This window comes from Clostridium sp. FS41, from assembly GCF_000954015.1.
Taxonomy (GTDB): Bacteria; Bacillota; Clostridia; order Lachnospirales; family Lachnospiraceae; genus Enterocloster; species Enterocloster citroniae.
Window position 1 is genome coordinate 1 of the sequence record NZ_JYHN01000030.1, and the last position, 19,135, is coordinate 19,135.

Genomic DNA, 19,135 nt, shown 5'->3' on the forward strand with positions numbered 1-19,135 from the left:
TTCTCAAATCCAAAGGTCTAAACCAGACCTTTTGTTTTTAGAATTTTCAGGGTTTGTGTATTATTCAGTCTTCAATTGTAAAGGTACATGACACTTGGGCCGGACCAGATCTTATCTTGTCCCGTTCAAACGCCGAACGCAGAAGGAGGGATTTGAACCCTCGCGCCGCTACTAACGACCTACTCCCTTTCCAGGGGAGCCCCTTCAACCTCTTGGGTACTTCTGCTTGGTTGAATCTTGTTACTTATTATATTATATTCTCGCAGGCAAATCACACAAATCCGTCTGCAGCGGAGAGAGTGGGATTCGAACCCACGCGCCCTTGCGGACAAACGGTTTTCAAGACCGCCTCGTTATGACCACTTCGATATCTCTCCAAACGTGCTTTTCAATATTACAGGACTTTAGCAGTTTTGTCAAGTGTTTTTTTGATTTTTCTCAAAAAACTTTTTTGTCAGTGTTTTTTGTCTTGCTGCTCTTCAGCGGCAACTCGATTAGTCTATCACGTATTTCGACAGAAGTCAACACTTTTTTTATCTTTTTTTCTTTAATATTGCTTCCGCTATGAGCAGGTCTTCCGGAGTGGTGATCTTTATGTTCTCATAACTGCCGTTTGTCATGTGTACCCTCACCCCCATCTGCGCCTCCACCACCATGGCATCATCTGTCACATGGGTGCAGTCCTCCCTTAGCTGGCGTTCAAAGGCTTTGGTGATCAGGGGTACGGAAAATACCTGAGGGGTCTGGGCCTGCCAGATCAGGCTGCGGTTGGGACTGTCCACCACAAAGCCCTTCTCATCCACTCGTTTGATGGTATCCTTTACAGGCATCCCCACCACACAGGCATCCCAGCGGCATACATCCTCATAAGCGCGTGCAATGATATCCGTTGTCACAAAGGGACGTGCTCCATCATGTATGAATACATAGCCGTTTTTTCTGTCTGCCCATAGTCCCTCATCTTCCTTTTCATCCCGGTCCATCACGGTGCAGAGCGCTTTCCACACACTTTCATACCGTTCGTTCCCCCCCGCCCCCACGGTGGAAACCTTACTCAACTCATACGCAGGGATCATTTCCCTTGAACAGTATCCAACATGCTGCGCATCTGTCATCAGGATGATCTCATCAATCAAAGGGGAAGCCTGAAATGCCTCAAGGGCATGGACCACCACAGGCTTTCCCCCGATTTCCAGGTATTGCTTTGCGGTCTGTGTCCCCATTCTGGCGCCCTTTCCGGCTGCCAGCACCACAGCGGTACAATATTTCTTATTCATATCTCCTACCGTTCTCCAAGCTTAAGATTGGGAATCGCATTCAGATCCCAGCCTGAGACATTTCCCTTCAGATACTCATAATATGCAGCCACGCCGATCATGGCGGCATTATCCGTACAATAAATAGGGGACGGGTGATAGAACCGGATCCCTTCCCTTTCACATGCCTCTGCCATGGCGCTTCTCAAAGCGGTATTGGATGCAACACCCCCGGCTATGGCTAATTTCTTGTAGCCGTATTCTCTGGCCGCCAGGATTCCCCTGCTTACCAGGGACTCCACCACGGAGTTCTGGAAAGAGGCTGCCAGATCAGGCACATATATCTCCTGCCCGGTCATGCGCATGTGATTGATGTGGTTCAACACAGCTGACTTAAGGCCGCTGAAACTGAAATCATAGGGCGCTCCCTCTACCTTTCCACGGGGAAACTCCATGGCATGGGGATTTCCCTCCCTGGCTGCCTTGTCCACCTTAGGGCCGCCGGGATATCCCAGCCCAACCGCCCTGGCCACCTTGTCAAAGGCTTCCCCGGCAGCATCATCCCTGGTACGTCCGATAATTTCAAATTCCCCGTAATCCTTTACAATCACAAGATGAGTATGGCCTCCGGATACGATCAGGCACACAAAGGGCGGTTCCAGGTCCTGATTCTCTATAAAATTGGCTGATACATGGCCTTCGATGTGGTGAACCCCGATCAAGGGCTTTCCGGCTGCGTATGCAATGGCCTTAGCCTCTGCCACCCCTACCAGCAATGCTCCCACCAGCCCGGGTCCATAGGTCACCCCAATGGCGGTCAGGTCCTCCAAAGTCACGCCTGCCTCTGCCAGGGCCCGCTGGATCACATAATTGATCGCCTTAATGTGCTCCCTGGAGGCGATCTCAGGGACCACTCCTCCATATATGGTATGGGTGCTGATCTGGGATGAGATCACATTGGACAGCACGGTCCTTCCGTTTTTCACCACAGAAGCAGCCGTCTCATCACAGGAACTCTCAATTGCAAGTATTAATATATCTTCTAATGTATGATCCATCATTTTTCCATCTCCAATAATAGGACATTATTCTTCATCAAACTCCAGTTCGGCGGTCCAGCCATCCCTGGCCGCTTTGGCACGGGGGAAAATGCTTCTCACCTCATCCATATACTCCTCCGGCTTGATCAGAGACGGGCTGTAATGGGTGAGCCACATCTGCTTTGGCTGTGCCTCTTTGGCCAGGGCCGCGGCCTCATAAAATGTCATATGCTTGTTTTCCTTTGCCTTGACCGCCTTTTCCTTTTCACCGTACATTCCCTCGCATATAAAAAGATCTGCCATGGAGGCATACTCGGCGATCACCGGCACCGGTCTGGTGTCTGTACAGTAGGTAACCTTAAGCCCCCTGCGTTCTTCTCCCAGAACCATATCCGGGGTCAAAAGCCGCCCCTCATACTCGATCTCCTCGCCCTTTTGCAGCCGGTTCCAAAATTTCTGGGGAATGTCCTGGGCTCTGGCCCGCTCCACATCAAAACGTCCTTTTCTCGGTATGGTAATGGAATAGCCGTAGCAGATCACATTGTGGTTGACCCGGTAGGCATCTATCACATAAGGGCCCATTTCCATGCGTTCCCTGTTCTCGGTAAGTTCTATGAACTGCAATGGAAAAGGCAGTTCCGGGGCTATGGTCCTGAGAGCCGTCACCACCCGCTCAAGGCCCTTGGGCCCGATCATGGTCAGGGGTTCCCTGCGCTCAGCATTGCCCATGGTAAGAAGCAGGCCCGGCAGGCCGCTGATATGGTCCGCATGATAATGGGTAAAACAGATTATGTCAATGGGTTTCGGGCTCCATCCCTTCTCCTTCAGTGCGATCTGGGTTCCCTCACCGCAGTCTATGAGCAGATTGCTTCCCCCGCATCTGGCCATCATGGAGGTAAGCCATCTGTATGGAAGAGGCATCATGCCTCCGGTTCCTAATAAACAAATATCTAACATATTATTTCCTCATTTTTCTTGGAGCGTGTATGAAAATCCATTTTTGGAACGCTCTGATACGTATTAACTCAGGAAATCATATCACATTTTATTAGGAATAATCAAGTAGGGCTGAAAAAGTTATGGAAGATAGGAAATAAAAAAGTCCAGAGGACCCGGGATTAAACCTCCGGACCTCTGGATCCTATGATATGATTCCCTACCGGGATTGATCGGCTGCAGCTGCAACTCGTTTTACCAGATATAAAAATTCATTGCTGTAGTCATCTTCTTTTATACGTTTTAGATCCTGGAGCCTGCTGATCACAGATGCGTAAGAGGCATTGGATGCATATTCCGATGATTTCAAAAGAAGACCTGTTTCAGCCACACAGGAGGCAAACACCATATCCTCCGGCATCTGGGTGTGGAAGCTGTCATCCTTTACCGGATATTCCAACAGGTCGCTCCTGTCCTGGTCCGGCTGTTTGTAGCGGATCTTTATGGTGAGCCACTCATCGTCATAGGCAGGCGGCGTATCCGTGTCCGGCGCCTGGGATGTCTCCTTGGGCCGCGTCTGGTATTTGAGGCTGGTTTCCGGAATCAGTTCCCTGGAGTCAGCGGGGATCAGTTCATACAGAACCGTTACCCTGTGTCCTGCCCCGATCTCTCCTCCGTCCTTGGTGTCATCCTCAAAGTCTTGGTCTGCCATCACCCGGTTCTCATAGCCGATCAGACGGTATCCTTTAATCCTGGCGGGATTGAATTCCACCTGGAACTTCACGTCTTTGGCAACCGTAAAAAGGGTGCCGCCCATTTCCTCCACCAAAACCTTTCTGGCCTCCGCAATACTGTCCACATAGGAGTATTGTCCGTTGCCGTTATCTGCCATGGCTTCCATCTTGTTGTCTTTTAAATTGCCTGTTCCAAATCCCAGAACTGACAGGAATACACCTCTGTCCTTTTGGTCCTTGATCAGCCGTGTCAGGCCGCCCTCGCTTGTGATCCCCACATTTAAGTCTCCGTCAGTGGCAAGGATAACCCGGTTGTTGCCGCCTTCAATATAATGCTTTTCCGCCAGCTGGTAAGCTGTCTCTATGCCCCTGGAACCGTGGGTGCTGCCTCCGGCCGAGAGATTCTCAATGGCTGTCATGATGGATAACCTGTCTTCACCGGCAGCGCCGTCCAAAACGATCCTGTCATCGGAGGCATAGGTCACTATGGAAATGGTATCGTCACTTTTCAGATATTCCGTCATCATCAGGAATGCCCGTTTTACAAGATCCAGCTTGTCAGGCGCCTCCATGGACCCGGATACATCCAGCAAAAAAACCAGGTTGGACTTTGGCATGGTGCCTTCATCTAACTTCTCAGCCTGAAGGCCGATCTGAAGCAGATCATGCTTGTCATTCCAAGGGCACTGGGCCAGCCTGGCGGTAACTGAAAACGGCTCCCCTTCCTTGGGTTTTGGATAGTCATAGTAAAAATAGTTAAGCATTTCTTCGATCCGCACCGCGTCCTCAGGCACCCGGTCGCCATCCAGGATCATCCTGCGGATGTTGGCGTAGGATGCAGTATCCACATCCGCCCCAAAGGTGGATAGCGGCGCATCGGCCACGGACATAAAGGGATTCTCCGGATAATACCGGTATTCCTCCGTGTTGTGTACCGGCCGGCGGCTGTCCTCCCCGATTTTTTGTCCCGGGGCCGGGAAACCGCTGTCCCTGCCGGCGGCAGCCCAGGTTTCCGCTGCTTCTGCCGTATCATAGGCAGGCGAAACCGTTGTGGCGGAAAGGGCTGCAGTGGCCGCTGCTTCCTTCTGTCCTCCTGCGGCACACCCGCCCAAGAGACCTGCGGCCGCAAAAACTGCCATAAGCAGGCAGATCCATCCGGCTCCTTTTTTCATAATCATCTCCTCCTTTGTGCTGCCCTGCCGGCAGCATTTTCCTGTTGTGATCCCAACATATCAAAAAAGGAGGAGTGTTGCAATAGGCTTAATAAAAGCATAAAGAAAGCCTAAGATTTCGTACTTAATCCTTACAAAAACTTATAGTAATTCCAGTTGCTCTTCTGTTTCCACCGGAAGTTTAAATCCGGATATCATTTCATCATAACAGTCTTCACACAAATCAAAATGATGGATCTGTCCATCTTTTTCAGAAAAATAATCCCATGCATGGTCAATACCAATGGAGCCTTCCCGGATGATCCCGTGCTCCACGACCAGCTTCTTTCCGCAGCAGTTGCAAAGGACTGCCTCCAGCTGCCCGTTTCTATTGTACCTCTTCATATGAACCCTCGCCTTTCTCTTTCATCGTGTCCTTTCATCCATCCCCTTAAATCTTTACCTAACCAGCTGCCGCGGCCTATAAAGCCATGTGCTTGCTGCCTTAAAGAAAAAAATGAAGAGGAATGTCCGATTCCCCTTCATTATATACACAAAATATTCATATTTTAAGTGGAAATTGTTTCAAATTTCCCGATTCCACATGATGACCGCATCCTCCTGAGGGCTGTGGTAGTACCCCTTGCGCACGGCCTCCTGCCGGAAACCGTAGGATTCATAAAGCTTTCTGGCTCCCTCATTGCTCTCCCGTACCTCCAGGGCAATGGCCCGTACGCCTCTGGTTTTGGAAAATGAAACCATGGCATCCATGAGTTTCCTCGCGATCCCCTGCCTGCGGTAATTGGGATAAACGGCGATCCGCTGGATTTCTCCCTCGTCCGCCAGAACCCTGATAATGGAGTATCCCAAAATCCGGTCATGATCCTGATACACAAAATAAGTGTCCAGCCTGCTGTCCAGACCGGAACGGATCAGGTTTTCAGACCAATACTCTGAAAAACACACCCGCTCCAGGCGTGCCACCTCCTCGATGTCCTTCCCAATCATGGGGCGTACCCCTGTAATCAATTCCATGCTTCCACTCCCATTAATAATCTCCGGGCAGCTTTTTGGCCGCTCCCTGCTCAGAAGCCTCTGCCTCCCTCTGGCGCTCTGCCTGGGGTTTTCTCAGATATTCCGGTGTAAATTCCTCCGGACTTACCACATGTGCGCCCTTATACGCAGGATCTTCCCCAAGGGCCCCCATCCCCAACGCAGCCACGCAGGCCGCTCTCTGGCGGTTCATCTGAGGCGGCGCAAATACATAGGGTACCTGCATCTCCTCCTCAATGATTTTCTGATACACAGGTACTCCGTCACCCAGGAATATAACCTTCTCACCCTTCCGGTTTAAAAGCCGGGCCAGCTCCCTCATATCCATGGGACACTGTTCCATCAGCACCTCCAGGCCATCCTCCGTCCGGTACAGCCCGGTGTACACCTGGCTTCTCTTGGCATCCATAATAGGGCACACAAGGCCGGCTGCCCCCCACATATTATATGCCATGGCGTCTACAGTGGGAACATGGATCAAAGGCTTTTTAAGGGCCAGTCCCAATCCCTTCGCCGTGGCCGCCCCGATGCGCAGACCTGTGAAGGAACCCGGACCGCCTGCCACTGCAATGGCATCCAGGGTGCCCAGGTCCAGGTCCAGAAGCTTTACGATCTCATCCAGCATGGGAAGCAAGGTCTGGGAATGGGTCTTTTTAAAATCCACGGTATATTCAGCTGTTAAAATGTCATCGGTCACCAGAGCAACACTGGCCACCAAAGATGAACTCTCAATGCCTAAAACTCTCATCAATTTTCCTCCACCAGAATACGTCTGTAATCAAAACCCTTTTCCAGATCCTTCTCAATGGTCACCTGGGTTACATGATCGGGCAGTATGTCCCGGATCAGGCCGGACCACTCAATCAGGCAGACTCCCTCCCCAAAAAAGCAGTCCTCATATCCGATCTCATCCATCTCACTGATATCCCCGATGCGGTATACATCAAAATGATACAGTGGAAGCCGGCCCTCATCATATTGCTGGACAATGGTAAACGTGGGGCTGTTCACCGGCTCATCAATTCCAAGGCCCTGTGCAAAGCCCTGAGTAAATACAGTCTTCCCCACTCCCAGGTCGCCGTTTAAGCAGACAATCTGGCCCGGTACGGCCTCCTGCCCCATTTTCCTCCCCAGTTCATATGTGTCCTCCGGTTTCCATGTCTCATACACCATCATTGTCAAATTCCTTTCATGGTAAGGGCGATCCTCTTCTTGGCAAGGTCCACGCTGATGATCTTCACATCCACAATGTCCCCCACGCTCACTGCCTCAAGAGGATGTTTAATATATTTGTCCGTCATCTGTGAGATATGTACCAGACCATCCTGGTGCACACCGATATCCACAAAGGCGCCAAAATCAATTACATTTCTCACGGTTCCTTTTAACACCATCCCCGGCTTCAGATCCTTCATCTCCAGAATGTCGCTTCTGAGAATAGGCCTTGGCATCTCATCCCTGGGGTCCCTTGCGGGTTTTTCCAGTTCCCCTGCAATATCCCGCAGGGTGATCTCGCCCACTTCCAGCCGTTCTGCCATCTTCCTGTAATCCGTAATCTTCCTGCTGATTCCCTTAAGGCCGCCCCGGTTCAGTTCTGCCAGGTCATATCCCAGTGTCTCAAGCAGCTTTTTCGCCACCTCATAGCTCTCCGGATGCACGCTGGTACCGTCCAGAGGATTCTCTCCCCCTGCGATCCTCATAAAACCTGCGCACTGCTCAAATGCCTTGGGACCCAGCTTGGCCACCTTAAGAAGCTGCTTACGGTTCTTAAATGCACCGTTCTCCTCCCTGTAAGCCACAATATTCTTTGCCAGGGTCTTGTTAATTCCGGAAACATATTCCAGCAGGGAAGCGGACGCCGTGTTCAGGTCCACGCCCACCTTGTTCACACAGTCCTCCACAACGCCTTCCAGGGTTTCTCCCAGATGCTTCTGGTTCATATCATGCTGGTACTGTCCCACGCCAATGGATTTGGGATCGATCTTCACCAGTTCGGACAGCGGATCCTGTAAGCGCCTTGCAATGGAAACCGCACTTCTCTGTCCCACATCAAAGGCCGGAAACTCCTCTGTGGCAAGCTTGCTTGCAGAATAGACGGAAGCCCCTGCCTCATTGACAATCACATACTGGACCTGCTCCTTGATCTCCTTTAAAAGATCCACGATGATCTGTTCCGATTCCCTGGATGCGGTTCCGTTTCCAACGGAGATCAGGGAAATGTTGTATTTTCGGATAAAATCCTTCAGGATCTTCTTGGCCTCCGCCACCTTATTCTGGGGCGCGGTGGGATAGATCACGACCGTATCCAGCACCTTCCCCGTGCTGTCCACCACGGCCAGCTTGCAGCCTGTGCGGAACGCAGGATCCCACCCCAGGACCACACGGCTCACAATGGGAGGCTGCATGAGAAGCTGCTCCAGGTTCTTTCCAAATACCTTGATCGCCCCTTCCTCAGCACGTTCCGTCAGCTCGCTGCGGATCTCCCTTTCAATGGACGGTCCGATAAGCCTTGCGTAACTGTCAGACGCCACTTCCTTCAGCAAAGGAGTGGTATAGGGGTTGTCCCTGACAATGGTCTGCTTTTCAAGGTACATCAGGATCTGATCCTCAGGCGCAGCAATTTTCACCGTCAGGATCTTCTCATTCTCTCCCCTGTTTAATGCAAGGATTCTGTGCCCTGCGCATTTTTTCACCGGCTCTTCGTAGTTATAGTACATCTCATAGACGGACTGGGCCTTCTCATCCTTGGCCGCGGACTGGATCACTCCCTTATTCATGGTGGCATTCCTGATATAAGTGCGGTACTCCGCGTTGTCCGAAATGCGCTCGGCCAGAATATCCTTGGCCCCCTGAATGGCATCCGCTGCCGAAAGCACGCCCTTATCCTCTGAAATGTAGGCGGCAGCCACAAGTTCCAGGGGTTCCTTTGTCATCTGTAAGCTGATGGTGTCCGCCAGTGGTTCCAGGCCCTTTTCCTTTGCGATCATGGCTCTGGTACGGCGTTTTGGCTTATAGGGCCTGTATAGATCCTCCACAGCCACCAGGGTCTGTGCTTCTTTTATCTTAAGCTCCAGCTCAGGAGTGAGCTTTTCCTGTTCGGAGATAGATGCAATCACCTGGGCTTTCCGTTCCTCCAGGTTGCGCAGATATCTCAGCCGCTCATCCAGATTACGCAGCACCTCATCATTCAGGGAGCCGGTAACCTCCTTGCGGTACCTTGCGATAAAGGGAATGGTATTTCCTTCATCGATCAGCTTCACAGCCGCTTCTGCCTGATGGCGGCCGATATTTAGTTCTTCCGCCAGTTTCTTAATAATATCCATGGATCAACCTCACATATCTGTAATCTAACTGTTTTATTATAGTGCATTGGGTCTTCTTATGCAAGTTCTCTTACAATGGAATTGTCTTCATCTGGACAGGTGGGGCATTTCGTGATAAAATAAGCAGGATAACAATTAGAATATGACCGTAAGAATTTACAGAAAGGCATTTGTTCAGAATGATGAATAATACTTTAAATAAGCGAAAGCCCAATGCAAATAACCAGCAGAAGAATTCAACTTCCGCTGAGCGTCTGGCTACCTGTTCCATGATTGCAGGCATCACAGGCCTGATCTGCAGCCTCTTTTATTTTCCGGCTTCCCTGATCAGCAGCAGCAATTCCTCTACCGGCCTGATCTGCGGCGTACTTGGGATCGTCTTGGCTTTCATGTCCAGGAACGCGGATGTGAGCGGTAAAAAGGATTTCAGCGCCCGGGCCATCGCGGGCCTTGTGCTGAGCGCCATTGCCATTGCCCTGACCTTTTTCTTTTTCTATCTGCTGCTCCGCTATTACGAAGTCCTCAGCGACCCTGAACTGGGACCTAAATTCAATGAGTACATCAACTACCTGCAGCAGCAGCTCAACCAGCAGATGCACTTGTCAGGCGGTTCCTCCTGGATCCATTTTTAAGGAACCGGCAGGACAGACCGCTAACTCCACAGCGGCAGCAGGTCGATGCCAAAAAATACCAGCATCACATTTTTATAGATCCAGTTTACCACCACAATCCCTGCCGCAATGTACACAAACAGCGTCTCATGCCCCAGATACCATCTGGGGTTTTTTAATGCCCTGGACAGGGCAAAGCTGATAAGTTCCACGGTGAGGACCAGCACAGCGTAAAGAATCAGGGGATGATACTGAAAACTCATCCTCAGATTCCCATGAAGCAGCGCCCTCACCGCCCTGGTGCCTCCGCATCCCGGGCAGTATAATCCTGTTATAAGCTGAAACAGGCAGGGAAGCCCCTGCCTTGTGATCCATTGAATCAGTGTTTCCATGAAGTCCTTTCCTCTAAAGCATAATCTCCGGCCGGCCCGCATTGCATCGCACTATGCGGTATTGTCCCACGCGGTATTGCTCCACGCGGTATTATATCATGGCCCGGATCATCTGCTTGATTCCGTAATCAGAGCGCGCCTGCTCCGCACTGTCGTAGGCCACGGCAGCTGCCTTGAACTCGCCCTCACTCATCTCAGCAGTGAGCACAGCAAATTCATCCATGCCGTAAAGCTCCACGACCTCCACCTTGCCGAAGATGCGCTTGATATCCTCTTCCTTATTGCGGTAAGAGCCTGCTACCCGGACAAAATAGCGGAACCTGGCAAGGTCCATGGACTCGATGGCCTGTTTTTCACTGCTCCAGCCCACGGCCAGGCTGCGCTCCAGGTTTTGGGCAGCCTCAATGATGTCCGCCACAACCGCGCTGGCTGTTGGAAGCTTTCCTGCCCCGCTTCCATAGAACATGGAGGTTCCCAGCATATTTCCCTTTACCATGATCCCGTTAAACACATCATTGACAGAATACAGGGGATTATTCTTCTGGATCATCACCGGAGCAACAAAGGCATTAACCTTGCCTCCCGCCATACGGCTGGAGCCAAAAAGCTTCACCGAGGTCCCCATCTTTTCCGCATATTTGAAATCAATATCCGTGATCCTGGTAATCCCCTCCGTATAAATATCCTCAAAGTTCACTTCCCGTCCAGTTGCCATGGCTGTCAGAATGGCAATCTTTCGGCAGGTGTCATGTCCTTCCACGTCAGCCTCCGGGTTGCGCTCCGCATATCCCAGGTTCTGCGCTTCCTTCAGGGCGTTCTCAAAGGATTCACCCTCTTTATCCATCTTGGTAAGAATAAAGTTGGTGGTTCCGTTTAAAATACCTGTAATTTCCTCGATCCGTTCCCCCATCAGACAGCGGTATAAGGGCCTTATAATGGGGATTCCTCCGCCTACACTGGCCTCAAACAGGAAATTCACGCCCTTCTCCCGTGCAACGGCCAGAAGCTCTGTGCCGTAAGCAGCCACCAGCGCCTTGTTGGAGGTGGCCACATGCTTGCCGGCCAAAAGGCAGGCTTTTACAAAAGGATAGGCGGGATTCAGACCGCCCATGGTCTCCACCACGATGTTGATCTCCTCGTCCTGTTCGATCACCTTAAAATCATGGACGATCCTGTCCGCCACCGGGCTGTCGGGAAATTCCCTCAGATCCAGGACATATTTTAACTCCACCTCCTGCCCCGCCTGCTTTGCGATCACATCCCTGTTCTGCTCCAGCACCTCTGCCACGCCGGAACCAATGGTTCCATAACCCATAATTGCTATCTTGATCATAATCCTTACACTCCCTGTGTTTTATTTTCCAGGTCCCTGCCCGGACGCGTCTCAAACTTCATCTTTGCCCTTAAGGCATCTCTATTCTCTTGCAAGTATCTTTACATAGTGGATTCCATCCAGGACCTCCAGCTCATCGATCATGCTGGACACATTGCCTGTGTTGTCCCTAACCTCCACACTGAGAGTAAGGGTCGCCACACCGTTAACCGGAATACTCTGGTGAATGGTCAGGATATTAGCCCTGTACACCGCTACCACATGAAGAAGGTCACTGAGCAGCCCCTGCTCGTCATCCATCTGCACCACCAGTGTAATGGTCTTGCCTTTGGTATTATCATAAAAGGGGAAAATATCGTCCTTATATTTATAAAAGGAACTGCGGCTGATTCCCACCTTATCCGTTGCCTCCTGCACTGTAATGGCGCGCTCTGTTTCCAGGAGCTTTTTCGCCTCCACTACTTTTAAGAGGACCTCCGGCACTGCCTTCTGCTTTACCACAAAGTATTTGCTTTTATCTTCCATTCTCCAATCCTTTCATAGGTCAGCATTTATGTCCGTATTAGGAATACATCTGTACTCATGAGGAAGATATTAGCATACTTTTCTTTTAAATGCAACTACTTTCCTGTATTTTCTCCCGCACAAGAAGGAGGAAACGTTAAAAAGCAGCCAGACAGGGCGTACACCGCTCTGACATGGCTGCTTATTATGATTCTTCTTCAACATGGGACCGCCGCCCTATTCCTGCACATGATATCAGTCTTCCGGCACATCATTCTTATTCGGGCACCCCAGGCTCATCCAACGCAGGTATGCGCTGATAAAGGGATCCAGCCCTCCGTCCAGCACAGCATCTACATTGCCGCTCTCCTCCCCGGTCCGGTGATCCTTGACCATGGTATACGGCTGGAGCACATAGGAGCGGATCTGGCTTCCCCAGCCATTCTCCTTCACATCACCGCGGATCCCGGCTGCCTTGGCCGCCTGTTCCTCCTGTTTAAGCATAAACAGCTTGGATTTCAGCATCTGCATGGCCTTATCCTTGTTCTGGAACTGGGAACGCTCATTCTGGCAGGTCACCACAGTTCCCGTGGGAAAATGGGTGATACGGATCGCAGAAGAAGTCTTGTTGATGTGCTGTCCGCCTGCGCCGCTGGAGCGGTAGGTATCAATACGGATATCATCCGGATTAATCTCTATATCAATATCCTCCTCAATGTCCGGCATGATATCGCAGGACACAAAGGATGTCTGGCGCTTGCCCGCCGCGTTAAAGGGTGAAATACGCACCAGGCGGTGCACTCCGTGTTCAGAGCGCAGATAACCATAGGCATTCTCTCCGTTGATCTGTACGGTAACGGATTTAATGCCGGCCTCGTCTCCGTCCAGGAAGTCAAGCACCTCTGTCTTAAAGCCTTTTTTCTCTGCCCACCGGCAGTACATCCGGTACAGCATGCTGCACCAGTCGCAGGACTCCGTGCCGCCCGCCCCCGCGTTCAGGCGCAGGATGGCGTTGTTGGCATCGTATTCGCCGGAGAGAAGCAGCTTCATGCGCATCTTCTCCAGGGTCTCTGCAAAATGACTGAGCATTTCCTCAATTTCAGGGATCAGGGACGCGTCATTTTCCTCATATCCCATCTGTATCATGACCTGGATATCGTCATACTCCTGCTCCAGTTCCCTGAATGTCTCCACTTCGTCCTTCAGATTCTTGGCTTCCCGCACCATTCTGGTGGATTTCTCAGGATTATCCCAAAATCCGGGCTCTTCCATGGATTTATCTAATTCATCGATTCGTCTGACCTTATTATCCAGGTCAAAGTGAATCCCTCACTTCCACTAATGGTTTGTCATACGTTGATAACGTATATTTAAAATTATCTAACTCTACCACAGCTTCACCCACTTTCATATTATTATTTGATATCTGAATCTGTATTCCTTCATTTCGGTCTTTATTTGATCCTTCCGTGACACTGCTTATATTTCTTGCCGGAACCGCATGGGCACGGATCATTGGGGTAGATCTTCTGCTCGGCCCGCTTCTTTGGAGCGCTTGCCAGGGAAGTATCCTTGTTGGTGCCCGTTACCTTGGCAGCCTGCTCACGCTCTACCTTCTGCTCCACCCTGATGTGGAACAGGATACGCACCGTATCCTCCTGGATGGATGCCATCATGGACTCGTACATCTCATAGCCCTGCATCTTGTACTCCACCACCGGATCTCTCTGGCCGTAAGCCTGAAGGCCAATGCCCTCACGCAGCGCGTCCATATCATCCAGGTGGGCCATCCACTTGTTGTCGATCACCTTTAACAGGACCACGCGCTCGATCTCACGGATCTGCTCCGGCTCCGGGAATTCAGCCTCTTTTGTTTCGTAAAGCTTAATGGCTTCTTCCTTCAGGTTATGCTTTAACTCATTCTTCTTCATGGATTTCTTCTGATCATCATTTAAAATGACCGGCTTCAGCGGAATCACCGGAAGAAGAAGGTTATTCAGTTCTTTCAGGTCCCATTTGTCCGGTGACTGATCATCGGAAATAGACATATCAACCGCATTCTCCACCGTGTCCGTGATCATCTTAAGGATCAGGTCGCGCATGTTGTCGCCGTCCAGTACCTTGCGGCGCTCAGCATAGATAACCTCACGCTGCTCATTATTCACTTCATCGAACTTAAGCAGCTGCTCGCGGATACCAAAGTTGTTGCTCTCTATCTTCATCTGTGCTTTCTCAATTGCATTGGAAAGCATCTTGTGCTCGATCTGCTCGCCTTCCGGTACACCCATGGCCTCAAACATGGCCATCAGCCTGTCTGATCCAAAGAGTCTTAAAAGGTCATCTTCCAGCGACAGATAGAATCTGGATTCACCGGGATCTCCCTGACGTCCGGAACGGCCGCGCAGCTGGTTGTCAATACGGCGGGACTCATGGCGCTCCGTACCGATGATCTTAAGGCCGCCCAGTTCCTTGGCTTCCTCATCCAGCTTAATATCCGTACCACGGCCCGCCATATTGGTGGCAATGGTCACGGATCCGTGGATACCGGCATCTGCTACGATCTCAGCCTCCAGTTCATGGAACTTGGCGTTCAGCACCTTATGCTGGATGCCGCGCTTGTTCAGCATCTTGCTAAGCAGCTCGGAAGTCTCAATTGCAATGGTACCAACCAGCACCGGCTGGCCCTTTTCATACGCCTTTGCAACTTCCTCAACCACTGCTTTATATTTTTCTTTTTTGGTCTTGTATACCGCATCCTCCATATCCTTACGGACCATAGGACGGTTGGTGGGGATGACGATAACATCCATGGCATAGATGTTACGGAACTCCTTCTCCTCGGTCTGGGCAGTACCAGTCATACCTGACTTCTTGGTGTATTTATTAAAGAAGTTCTGGAACGTAACAGTAGCCAGTGTACGGCTCTCACGGCGCACATTCACATGCTCCTTGGCTTCGATGGCCTGGTGAAGACCGTCTGAATAGCGGCGGCCCGGCATGATACGGCCTGTAAACTCATCTACAATAAGAACTTCATCATCCTTTACAACATAGTCCTTATCACGGAACATCAGGTTGTTGGCGCGCAGTGCCAGAATGATATTATGCTGGATCTCCAGGTTCTCGGGATCAGCCAGGTTCTCGATGTGGAAATATTCCTCCACTTTCTTTACGCCCTGCTCGGTCAGGTTCACAACCTTATCCTTCTCATCCACAACAAAGTCGCCTGTCTCCTCGATCTCCTCGCCCATAATGGCATCAATCTTGGAAAACTCCTTGGAAACAGTGCCGCGCTCCAGCTGGCGGGCCAGCACATCGCAGACCTCATACAGCTTGGTGGACTTGCCGCTCTGACCGGAAATGATCAGAGGAGTCCTGGCCTCATCAATCAATACGGAGTCAACCTCATCAATGATACAGTAGTCCAGATCCCTTAAAACCAGCTGCTCCTTGTAAATGGACATGTTGTCACGCAGATAGTCAAATCCCAGTTCATTATTGGTAACATAGGTAACATCGCAGGCATATGCCGCCCTGCGGTCCTCGCTGTTCATGTCGTTAAGCACTACGCCTACGCTCAGTCCCAGGAAACGGTGTACCTGGCCCATCCACTCGGCATCACGCTTTGCCAGGTAGTCATTGACCGTAACGATCTGCACGCCCTTGCCCTTTAACGCATTCAGATAGGCAGGACAGGTGGAAACCAGCGTCTTACCTTCACCTGTACGCATCTCGGCAATACGGCCCTGGTGAAGAACAATACCACCAATCAGCTGTACAGGGAAATGCTCCATATTCAGGGTTCTTCTTGCCGCTTCCCGAACAGTGGCAAATGCCTCCGGCAAAATGTCATCCAGTGTGGCTCCCTCAGCCAGCCTTTCTTTAAAGATCCTGGTCTGGTCGCGCAGTTCCTCATCTGACTTGGCCATCATGTCAGTACGCATGCTTTCAATCTTTGCCACGATTGGCCTTATCATCTTCAGTTCTCTTTCACTGTGAGTCCCGAACACCTTTTCAATTACGTTCATGGTATACTCTCCTAACTTCTTCCTTATATAATAGAAACTAATTTTCAACCAGCGCCTGTATGTGCAGCATTTGCAGGCACAGCTGTGTCCATGCCCGGTACTGCATCGCAGTACTTATATTATCTGCCCTCTGATTCCAGTTTATTCCTTATCTTTCCACAATGCCCGCTATGGGGCTTTCCAGATAAAATACTGCAAATACTCCGCCTATGATACAATCTTACTTATTGTAGCACTTGGAAGGAATTTATTCAACGGGTTAATGAAAAATTAACATTTTGGACATAAAATCAACGGTATTACAAGGTTTTCCAGTTTCCGTGTCACTTTTCTGTGCCTCCCGGGACCGTATAACATGATATAAAATAACATGAATCTACGCGGGTGCGGTCCCATCCCATCCTCTTTTTACATACTCCTTCCCTTTGATCCCCTATTTAATTCATTCACAAACAATTTATTATTTATCTTGACAATGACTCAAAACAAGGGTATACTGAATTTATATTTTTTATAAGATTCTGATTTCACATGTTTTTGTAAGTCATTATTCCTATGATGGTTTACAAAAATATGTGATTTTTTTATTTTATCAAAAGGTATAATAAAATATCAGGAGGTATCTTTCATGAATAAAGGTACAGTTAAATGGTTTAACTCACAAAAAGGATTTGGTTTTATCACTAATGCAGAAAATGGCGAGGACATATTTGTTCATTTTTCAGGAATCGCTTCCGATGGTTTTAAGTCATTAGAGGACGGTGCATCCGTAACCTTTGACATTACCAACGGCAATCGCGGTCTGCAGGCCGTTAATGTCTGCGCAGCATAGTATTAGTTAAGAAAAAGGCCTGACGGTCCTGTATAGAAAAATACGCACCATTAAACAATCCCCGTTAAATGATTGAGCAGAATCTGTTCAGAAAGGTGGTAACCTGTTTAAAAAAGGAGATTTTATATTTTATGGAACCGTAGGCGTCTGCCGGGTGGATGCTATATCAAAGACCGACTTCTCAGATAATGACAAATTATATTACCGTTTAATTCCAAAGTTTGAGTCTAACAGGACAATCAGCATTCCTGTAGACACGAACAAAGTAATGATGCGTGATATTATGACAAAAGGCGAGGCGCAAAACTTCATATTATCCTGGCCCTATGTCAAGTGCAGGGGATATAAGAATGACAAAGAGCGCCCTCAAATTTACAAACAGATATTCCAATCCGGAAGTTGTACAGAATTAGCTGCAATGATCAAGGAAATAACGCAGATGGAACAATCCCGAAAAAGTAAAGGGAGGGTTTTAAATATCCGTGAAAAAGATGGTGTTAACAATGCCCGAAGATTACTCTTTGGTGAGTTAGCCGCCGCATTGGATATATGTCCGGATACGGTACCTGGCTATATACACGATCTAACCGGCTGCATTTGTTAAGTATTAAGATATCCCAATCGGCTGACATACGATATCAGGCATGGATATCTTATCGCTTCAGGACAACTCGTCTCCTAATAGGAGGCGGTTGTCCTTTTTCTTTAAACAAAGCCGCTTCAGCTTAGTATTCTGTCCATACTTATGGTCAACCAAGCACATTGCACAAAAAATGTGTTCGATTTTTTACCTGTCCACATTATCCCCAGAAGTTTATGCACATTACCCCCAAAGTTATCCACATCCCAGTTTGTCCATTTTAAGGCAAAATTTAGTTATACACCGACTTATCCACATTATCCACAGGTTTATAAGTTTTTGTTTTCAAACTTTACCTGGCCTTAACATAAATTTTATTTTTGTACACTTCTAATAAACTTGCGTATTTCGGGAGAAAATACATGGTTTACTCTTGACATTTTTGAATGGTTTCTATTAGTAATTCAATACTTATCCACATGGTTTGAAGATTATTTTTATAAAAAATTAAGATAAATTGTTAGGCAATTTATAGGATCTGATTGTAATTTTATACTAAATATGTTATAATGTCACTATCTCAAGTAAAGGAGTTGGTGATTATGCGTTATACCATAACAGGACGAAATATTGAGGTAACTCCAGGTTTGAAGGCTGCCGTTGAAAAGAAGATAGGCAAGCTGGAACATTTCTTCACTCCGGACACCGAAGTAATCGTTGCGCTGAGCGCGCAGAAAGACAGGCAAAAGATTGAAGTGACCATCCCGGTCAAGGGCAATACCATCCGGGCTGAGGAATCAAGTACCGATATGTATGTATCCATTGATCTGGTGGAAGAAGTGATCGAACGTCAGATCCGGAGATATAGAAAGAAACTGATTGACAAGAAACAGGCGGCAGTTTCCTTCTCCCAGGCATTTATCGAGGAAGAGGATGAGATTCAGGATGACGAGATACAGATCGTTAAAACCAAGAAATTCGCCATCAAGCCAACTATTCCCGAAGAAGCCTGCCTGCAGATGGAGATGCTGGGACATAACTTCTACGTCTTCTTAAACGCAGACACCGACCAGGTGAACGTGGTTTACAAGCGCAAGAACGGAACCTACGGATTGATCGAACCGGAATTCTGATCATAGAATAGACAAGCCGGTAGCTGTGTGATGCAGCTGCCGGCTTTTAATATGTATCCCTTATCTCTATCTCGCTTTAGCCCTACAGGCCATACCCTGCCCCCTTCATGGCAGACATGGCGTCCCTTGTATACCTTGCCAATGGATGGCTGTCCCATTTATTTTTTGATCCCATTATAATTGCAAAAAAGCCGCAGCCGACATGGTTCATCATTCCCATATCTGCTGC

At 49.2% G+C, this 19,135-nt stretch carries 19 protein-coding genes and 2 tRNA genes; 4 read left to right on the top strand and 17 right to left on the bottom strand.

All coding sequences use genetic code 11. From position 1 onward, the window contains the following. Positions 1-137: 137 nt before the first annotated feature. The 11 genes from CLFS41_RS03810 to CLFS41_RS03860 form a co-directional block, all read right to left on the bottom strand. Positions 138-226: transfer RNA gene (locus CLFS41_RS03810), tRNA-Ser, on the bottom strand. Positions 227-291: 65 nt separating this feature from the next. Then, positions 292-377 (bottom strand) — tRNA-Ser (locus CLFS41_RS03815). Positions 378-533: 156 nt separating this feature from the next. Continuing rightward, a complete protein-coding gene (gene ispD / locus CLFS41_RS03820; protein WP_045091518.1) occupies positions 534-1,277 on the bottom strand; it encodes a 2-C-methyl-D-erythritol 4-phosphate cytidylyltransferase in 744 nt (247 codons plus the stop codon). Positions 1,278-1,282: 5 nt separating this feature from the next. Beyond that, on the bottom strand, positions 1,283-2,317 hold the full coding sequence (gene tsaD, locus CLFS41_RS03825; RefSeq protein WP_045091519.1) for a tRNA (adenosine(37)-N6)-threonylcarbamoyltransferase complex transferase subunit TsaD: 1,035 nt from the start codon (positions 2,315-2,317) through the stop codon (positions 1,283-1,285). Between the two features lie 24 nt (positions 2,318-2,341). Continuing rightward, positions 2,342-3,253: a ribonuclease Z gene (locus CLFS41_RS03830; RefSeq protein ID WP_007869173.1), complete on the bottom strand. Its 912-nt coding sequence runs from the start codon at positions 3,251-3,253 to the stop codon at positions 2,342-2,344. A 199-nt stretch (positions 3,254-3,452) separates the two neighbouring features. Next, positions 3,453-5,138, bottom strand: a complete 1,686-nt coding sequence (locus tag CLFS41_RS03835; RefSeq protein WP_045091520.1) for a VWA domain-containing protein — start codon at positions 5,136-5,138, stop codon at positions 3,453-3,455. A gap of 141 nt (positions 5,139-5,279) precedes the next feature. After that, on the bottom strand, positions 5,280-5,522 hold the full coding sequence (locus tag CLFS41_RS03840; protein ID WP_007869178.1) for a hypothetical protein: 243 nt from the start codon (positions 5,520-5,522) through the stop codon (positions 5,280-5,282). A 180-nt stretch (positions 5,523-5,702) separates the two neighbouring features. Further along, entirely contained in the window at positions 5,703-6,152 is a 450-nt protein-coding gene (rimI, locus tag CLFS41_RS03845; RefSeq protein WP_007869181.1) for a ribosomal protein S18-alanine N-acetyltransferase, read from the bottom strand. Positions 6,153-6,165: 13 nt separating this feature from the next. Continuing rightward, positions 6,166-6,918 (bottom strand): tRNA (adenosine(37)-N6)-threonylcarbamoyltransferase complex dimerization subunit type 1 TsaB, encoded by a 753-nt coding sequence (gene tsaB / locus CLFS41_RS03850; RefSeq protein ID WP_007869183.1) that lies wholly within the window; start codon positions 6,916-6,918, stop codon positions 6,166-6,168. Then, complete coding sequence (gene tsaE, locus CLFS41_RS03855) at positions 6,918-7,343, bottom strand: tRNA (adenosine(37)-N6)-threonylcarbamoyltransferase complex ATPase subunit type 1 TsaE (protein WP_040417433.1); 426 nt, start codon at positions 7,341-7,343, stop codon at positions 6,918-6,920. The genes tsaB and tsaE overlap by 1 nt, the downstream gene beginning before the upstream one ends. 5 nt (positions 7,344-7,348) lie before the next feature. After that, on the bottom strand, positions 7,349-9,493 hold the full coding sequence (locus CLFS41_RS03860; protein WP_045091521.1) for a Tex family protein: 2,145 nt from the start codon (positions 9,491-9,493) through the stop codon (positions 7,349-7,351). Between the two features lie 179 nt (positions 9,494-9,672). Here CLFS41_RS03860 and CLFS41_RS03865 point away from each other — a divergent pair, with 179 nt between their 5' ends. Then, positions 9,673-10,125 (top strand): DUF4190 domain-containing protein, encoded by a 453-nt coding sequence (locus CLFS41_RS03865; protein WP_007869190.1) that lies wholly within the window; start codon positions 9,673-9,675, stop codon positions 10,123-10,125. Positions 10,126-10,145: 20 nt separating this feature from the next. On the opposite strand, the gene CLFS41_RS03870 is transcribed toward CLFS41_RS03865, so the two are convergent. From CLFS41_RS03870 to secA, 5 genes are all read right to left on the bottom strand, one after another. After that, positions 10,146-10,496 carry a DUF2752 domain-containing protein gene (locus CLFS41_RS03870; protein ID WP_007869192.1) on the bottom strand — a complete coding sequence of 117 codons (351 nt, stop codon included), beginning with the start codon at positions 10,494-10,496 and terminating at the stop codon, positions 10,146-10,148. A 91-nt stretch (positions 10,497-10,587) separates the two neighbouring features. Then, positions 10,588-11,829 carry a homoserine dehydrogenase gene (locus CLFS41_RS03875; protein ID WP_045091522.1) on the bottom strand — a complete coding sequence of 414 codons (1,242 nt, stop codon included), beginning with the start codon at positions 11,827-11,829 and terminating at the stop codon, positions 10,588-10,590. An 81-nt stretch (positions 11,830-11,910) separates the two neighbouring features. After that, a complete protein-coding gene (locus CLFS41_RS03880) occupies positions 11,911-12,354 on the bottom strand; it encodes an ACT domain-containing protein (RefSeq protein WP_007869203.1) in 444 nt (147 codons plus the stop codon). Between the two features lie 234 nt (positions 12,355-12,588). Next, a protein-coding gene (prfB, locus tag CLFS41_RS03885; protein ID WP_117452023.1) for a peptide chain release factor 2 occupies positions 12,589-13,726 on the bottom strand; the annotation gives its coding sequence in 2 pieces (ribosomal slippage) (positions 12,589-13,650 and positions 13,652-13,726; 1,137 coding nt in all). Between the two features lie 61 nt (positions 13,727-13,787). Beyond that, positions 13,788-16,361, bottom strand: coding sequence for a preprotein translocase subunit SecA (secA, locus tag CLFS41_RS03890; RefSeq protein WP_007869207.1), 2,574 nt, complete (start codon positions 16,359-16,361; stop codon positions 13,788-13,790). Between the two features lie 628 nt (positions 16,362-16,989). On the opposite strand from secA, the gene CLFS41_RS03895 reads away from it, so the two are divergent. The 3 genes from CLFS41_RS03895 (at position 16,990) to raiA (ending at position 18,906) form a co-directional block, all read left to right on the top strand. Then, complete coding sequence (locus CLFS41_RS03895) at positions 16,990-17,193, top strand: cold shock domain-containing protein (protein ID WP_007869208.1); 204 nt, start codon at positions 16,990-16,992, stop codon at positions 17,191-17,193. A gap of 103 nt (positions 17,194-17,296) precedes the next feature. Next, a complete protein-coding gene (locus CLFS41_RS03900; RefSeq protein ID WP_040417408.1) occupies positions 17,297-17,797 on the top strand; it encodes a CarD family transcriptional regulator in 501 nt (166 codons plus the stop codon). 578 nt (positions 17,798-18,375) lie between these two features. Then, a complete protein-coding gene (gene raiA / locus CLFS41_RS03905) occupies positions 18,376-18,906 on the top strand; it encodes a ribosome-associated translation inhibitor RaiA (protein ID WP_007869210.1) in 531 nt (176 codons plus the stop codon). A gap of 82 nt (positions 18,907-18,988) precedes the next feature. Here raiA and CLFS41_RS30015 read toward each other — a convergent pair whose 3' ends face one another. Next, on the bottom strand, positions 18,989-19,126 hold the full coding sequence (locus CLFS41_RS30015) for a hypothetical protein (protein WP_156199993.1): 138 nt from the start codon (positions 19,124-19,126) through the stop codon (positions 18,989-18,991). Between the last annotated feature and the right edge of the window lie 9 nt (positions 19,127-19,135).

Excerpts from the sequence above, each read along its gene's own strand:
- ispD (WP_045091518.1), bottom strand. The coding sequence starts at position 1,277 with ATGAATAAGAAATATTGTACCGCTGTGGTGCTGGCAGCCGGAAAGGGC.
- tsaD (WP_045091519.1), bottom strand. The coding sequence starts at position 2,317 with ATGATGGATCATACATTAGAAGATATATTAATACTTGCAATTGAGAGT.
- CLFS41_RS03830 (WP_007869173.1), bottom strand. The coding sequence starts at position 3,253 with ATGTTAGATATTTGTTTATTAGGAACCGGAGGCATGATGCCTCTTCCA.
- CLFS41_RS03835 (WP_045091520.1), bottom strand. The coding sequence starts at position 5,138 with ATGAAAAAAGGAGCCGGATGGATCTGCCTGCTTATGGCAGTTTTTGCG.
- CLFS41_RS03840 (WP_007869178.1), bottom strand. The coding sequence starts at position 5,522 with ATGAAGAGGTACAATAGAAACGGGCAGCTGGAGGCAGTCCTTTGCAAC.
- rimI (WP_007869181.1), bottom strand. The coding sequence starts at position 6,152 with ATGGAATTGATTACAGGGGTACGCCCCATGATTGGGAAGGACATCGAG.
- tsaB (WP_007869183.1), bottom strand. The coding sequence starts at position 6,918 with ATGAGAGTTTTAGGCATTGAGAGTTCATCTTTGGTGGCCAGTGTTGCT.
- tsaE (WP_040417433.1), bottom strand. The coding sequence starts at position 7,343 with ATGGTGTATGAGACATGGAAACCGGAGGACACATATGAACTGGGGAGG.
- CLFS41_RS03860 (WP_045091521.1), bottom strand. The coding sequence starts at position 9,493 with ATGGATATTATTAAGAAACTGGCGGAAGAACTAAATATCGGCCGCCAT.
- CLFS41_RS03865 (WP_007869190.1), top strand. The coding sequence starts at position 9,673 with ATGATGAATAATACTTTAAATAAGCGAAAGCCCAATGCAAATAACCAG.
- CLFS41_RS03870 (WP_007869192.1), bottom strand. The coding sequence starts at position 10,496 with ATGGAAACACTGATTCAATGGATCACAAGGCAGGGGCTTCCCTGCCTG.
- CLFS41_RS03875 (WP_045091522.1), bottom strand. The coding sequence starts at position 11,829 with ATGATCAAGATAGCAATTATGGGTTATGGAACCATTGGTTCCGGCGTG.
- CLFS41_RS03880 (WP_007869203.1), bottom strand. The coding sequence starts at position 12,354 with ATGGAAGATAAAAGCAAATACTTTGTGGTAAAGCAGAAGGCAGTGCCG.
- secA (WP_007869207.1), bottom strand. The coding sequence starts at position 16,361 with ATGAACGTAATTGAAAAGGTGTTCGGGACTCACAGTGAAAGAGAACTG.
- CLFS41_RS03895 (WP_007869208.1), top strand. The coding sequence starts at position 16,990 with ATGAATAAAGGTACAGTTAAATGGTTTAACTCACAAAAAGGATTTGGT.
- raiA (WP_007869210.1), top strand. The coding sequence starts at position 18,376 with ATGCGTTATACCATAACAGGACGAAATATTGAGGTAACTCCAGGTTTG.
- CLFS41_RS30015 (WP_156199993.1), bottom strand. The coding sequence starts at position 19,126 with ATGGGAATGATGAACCATGTCGGCTGCGGCTTTTTTGCAATTATAATG.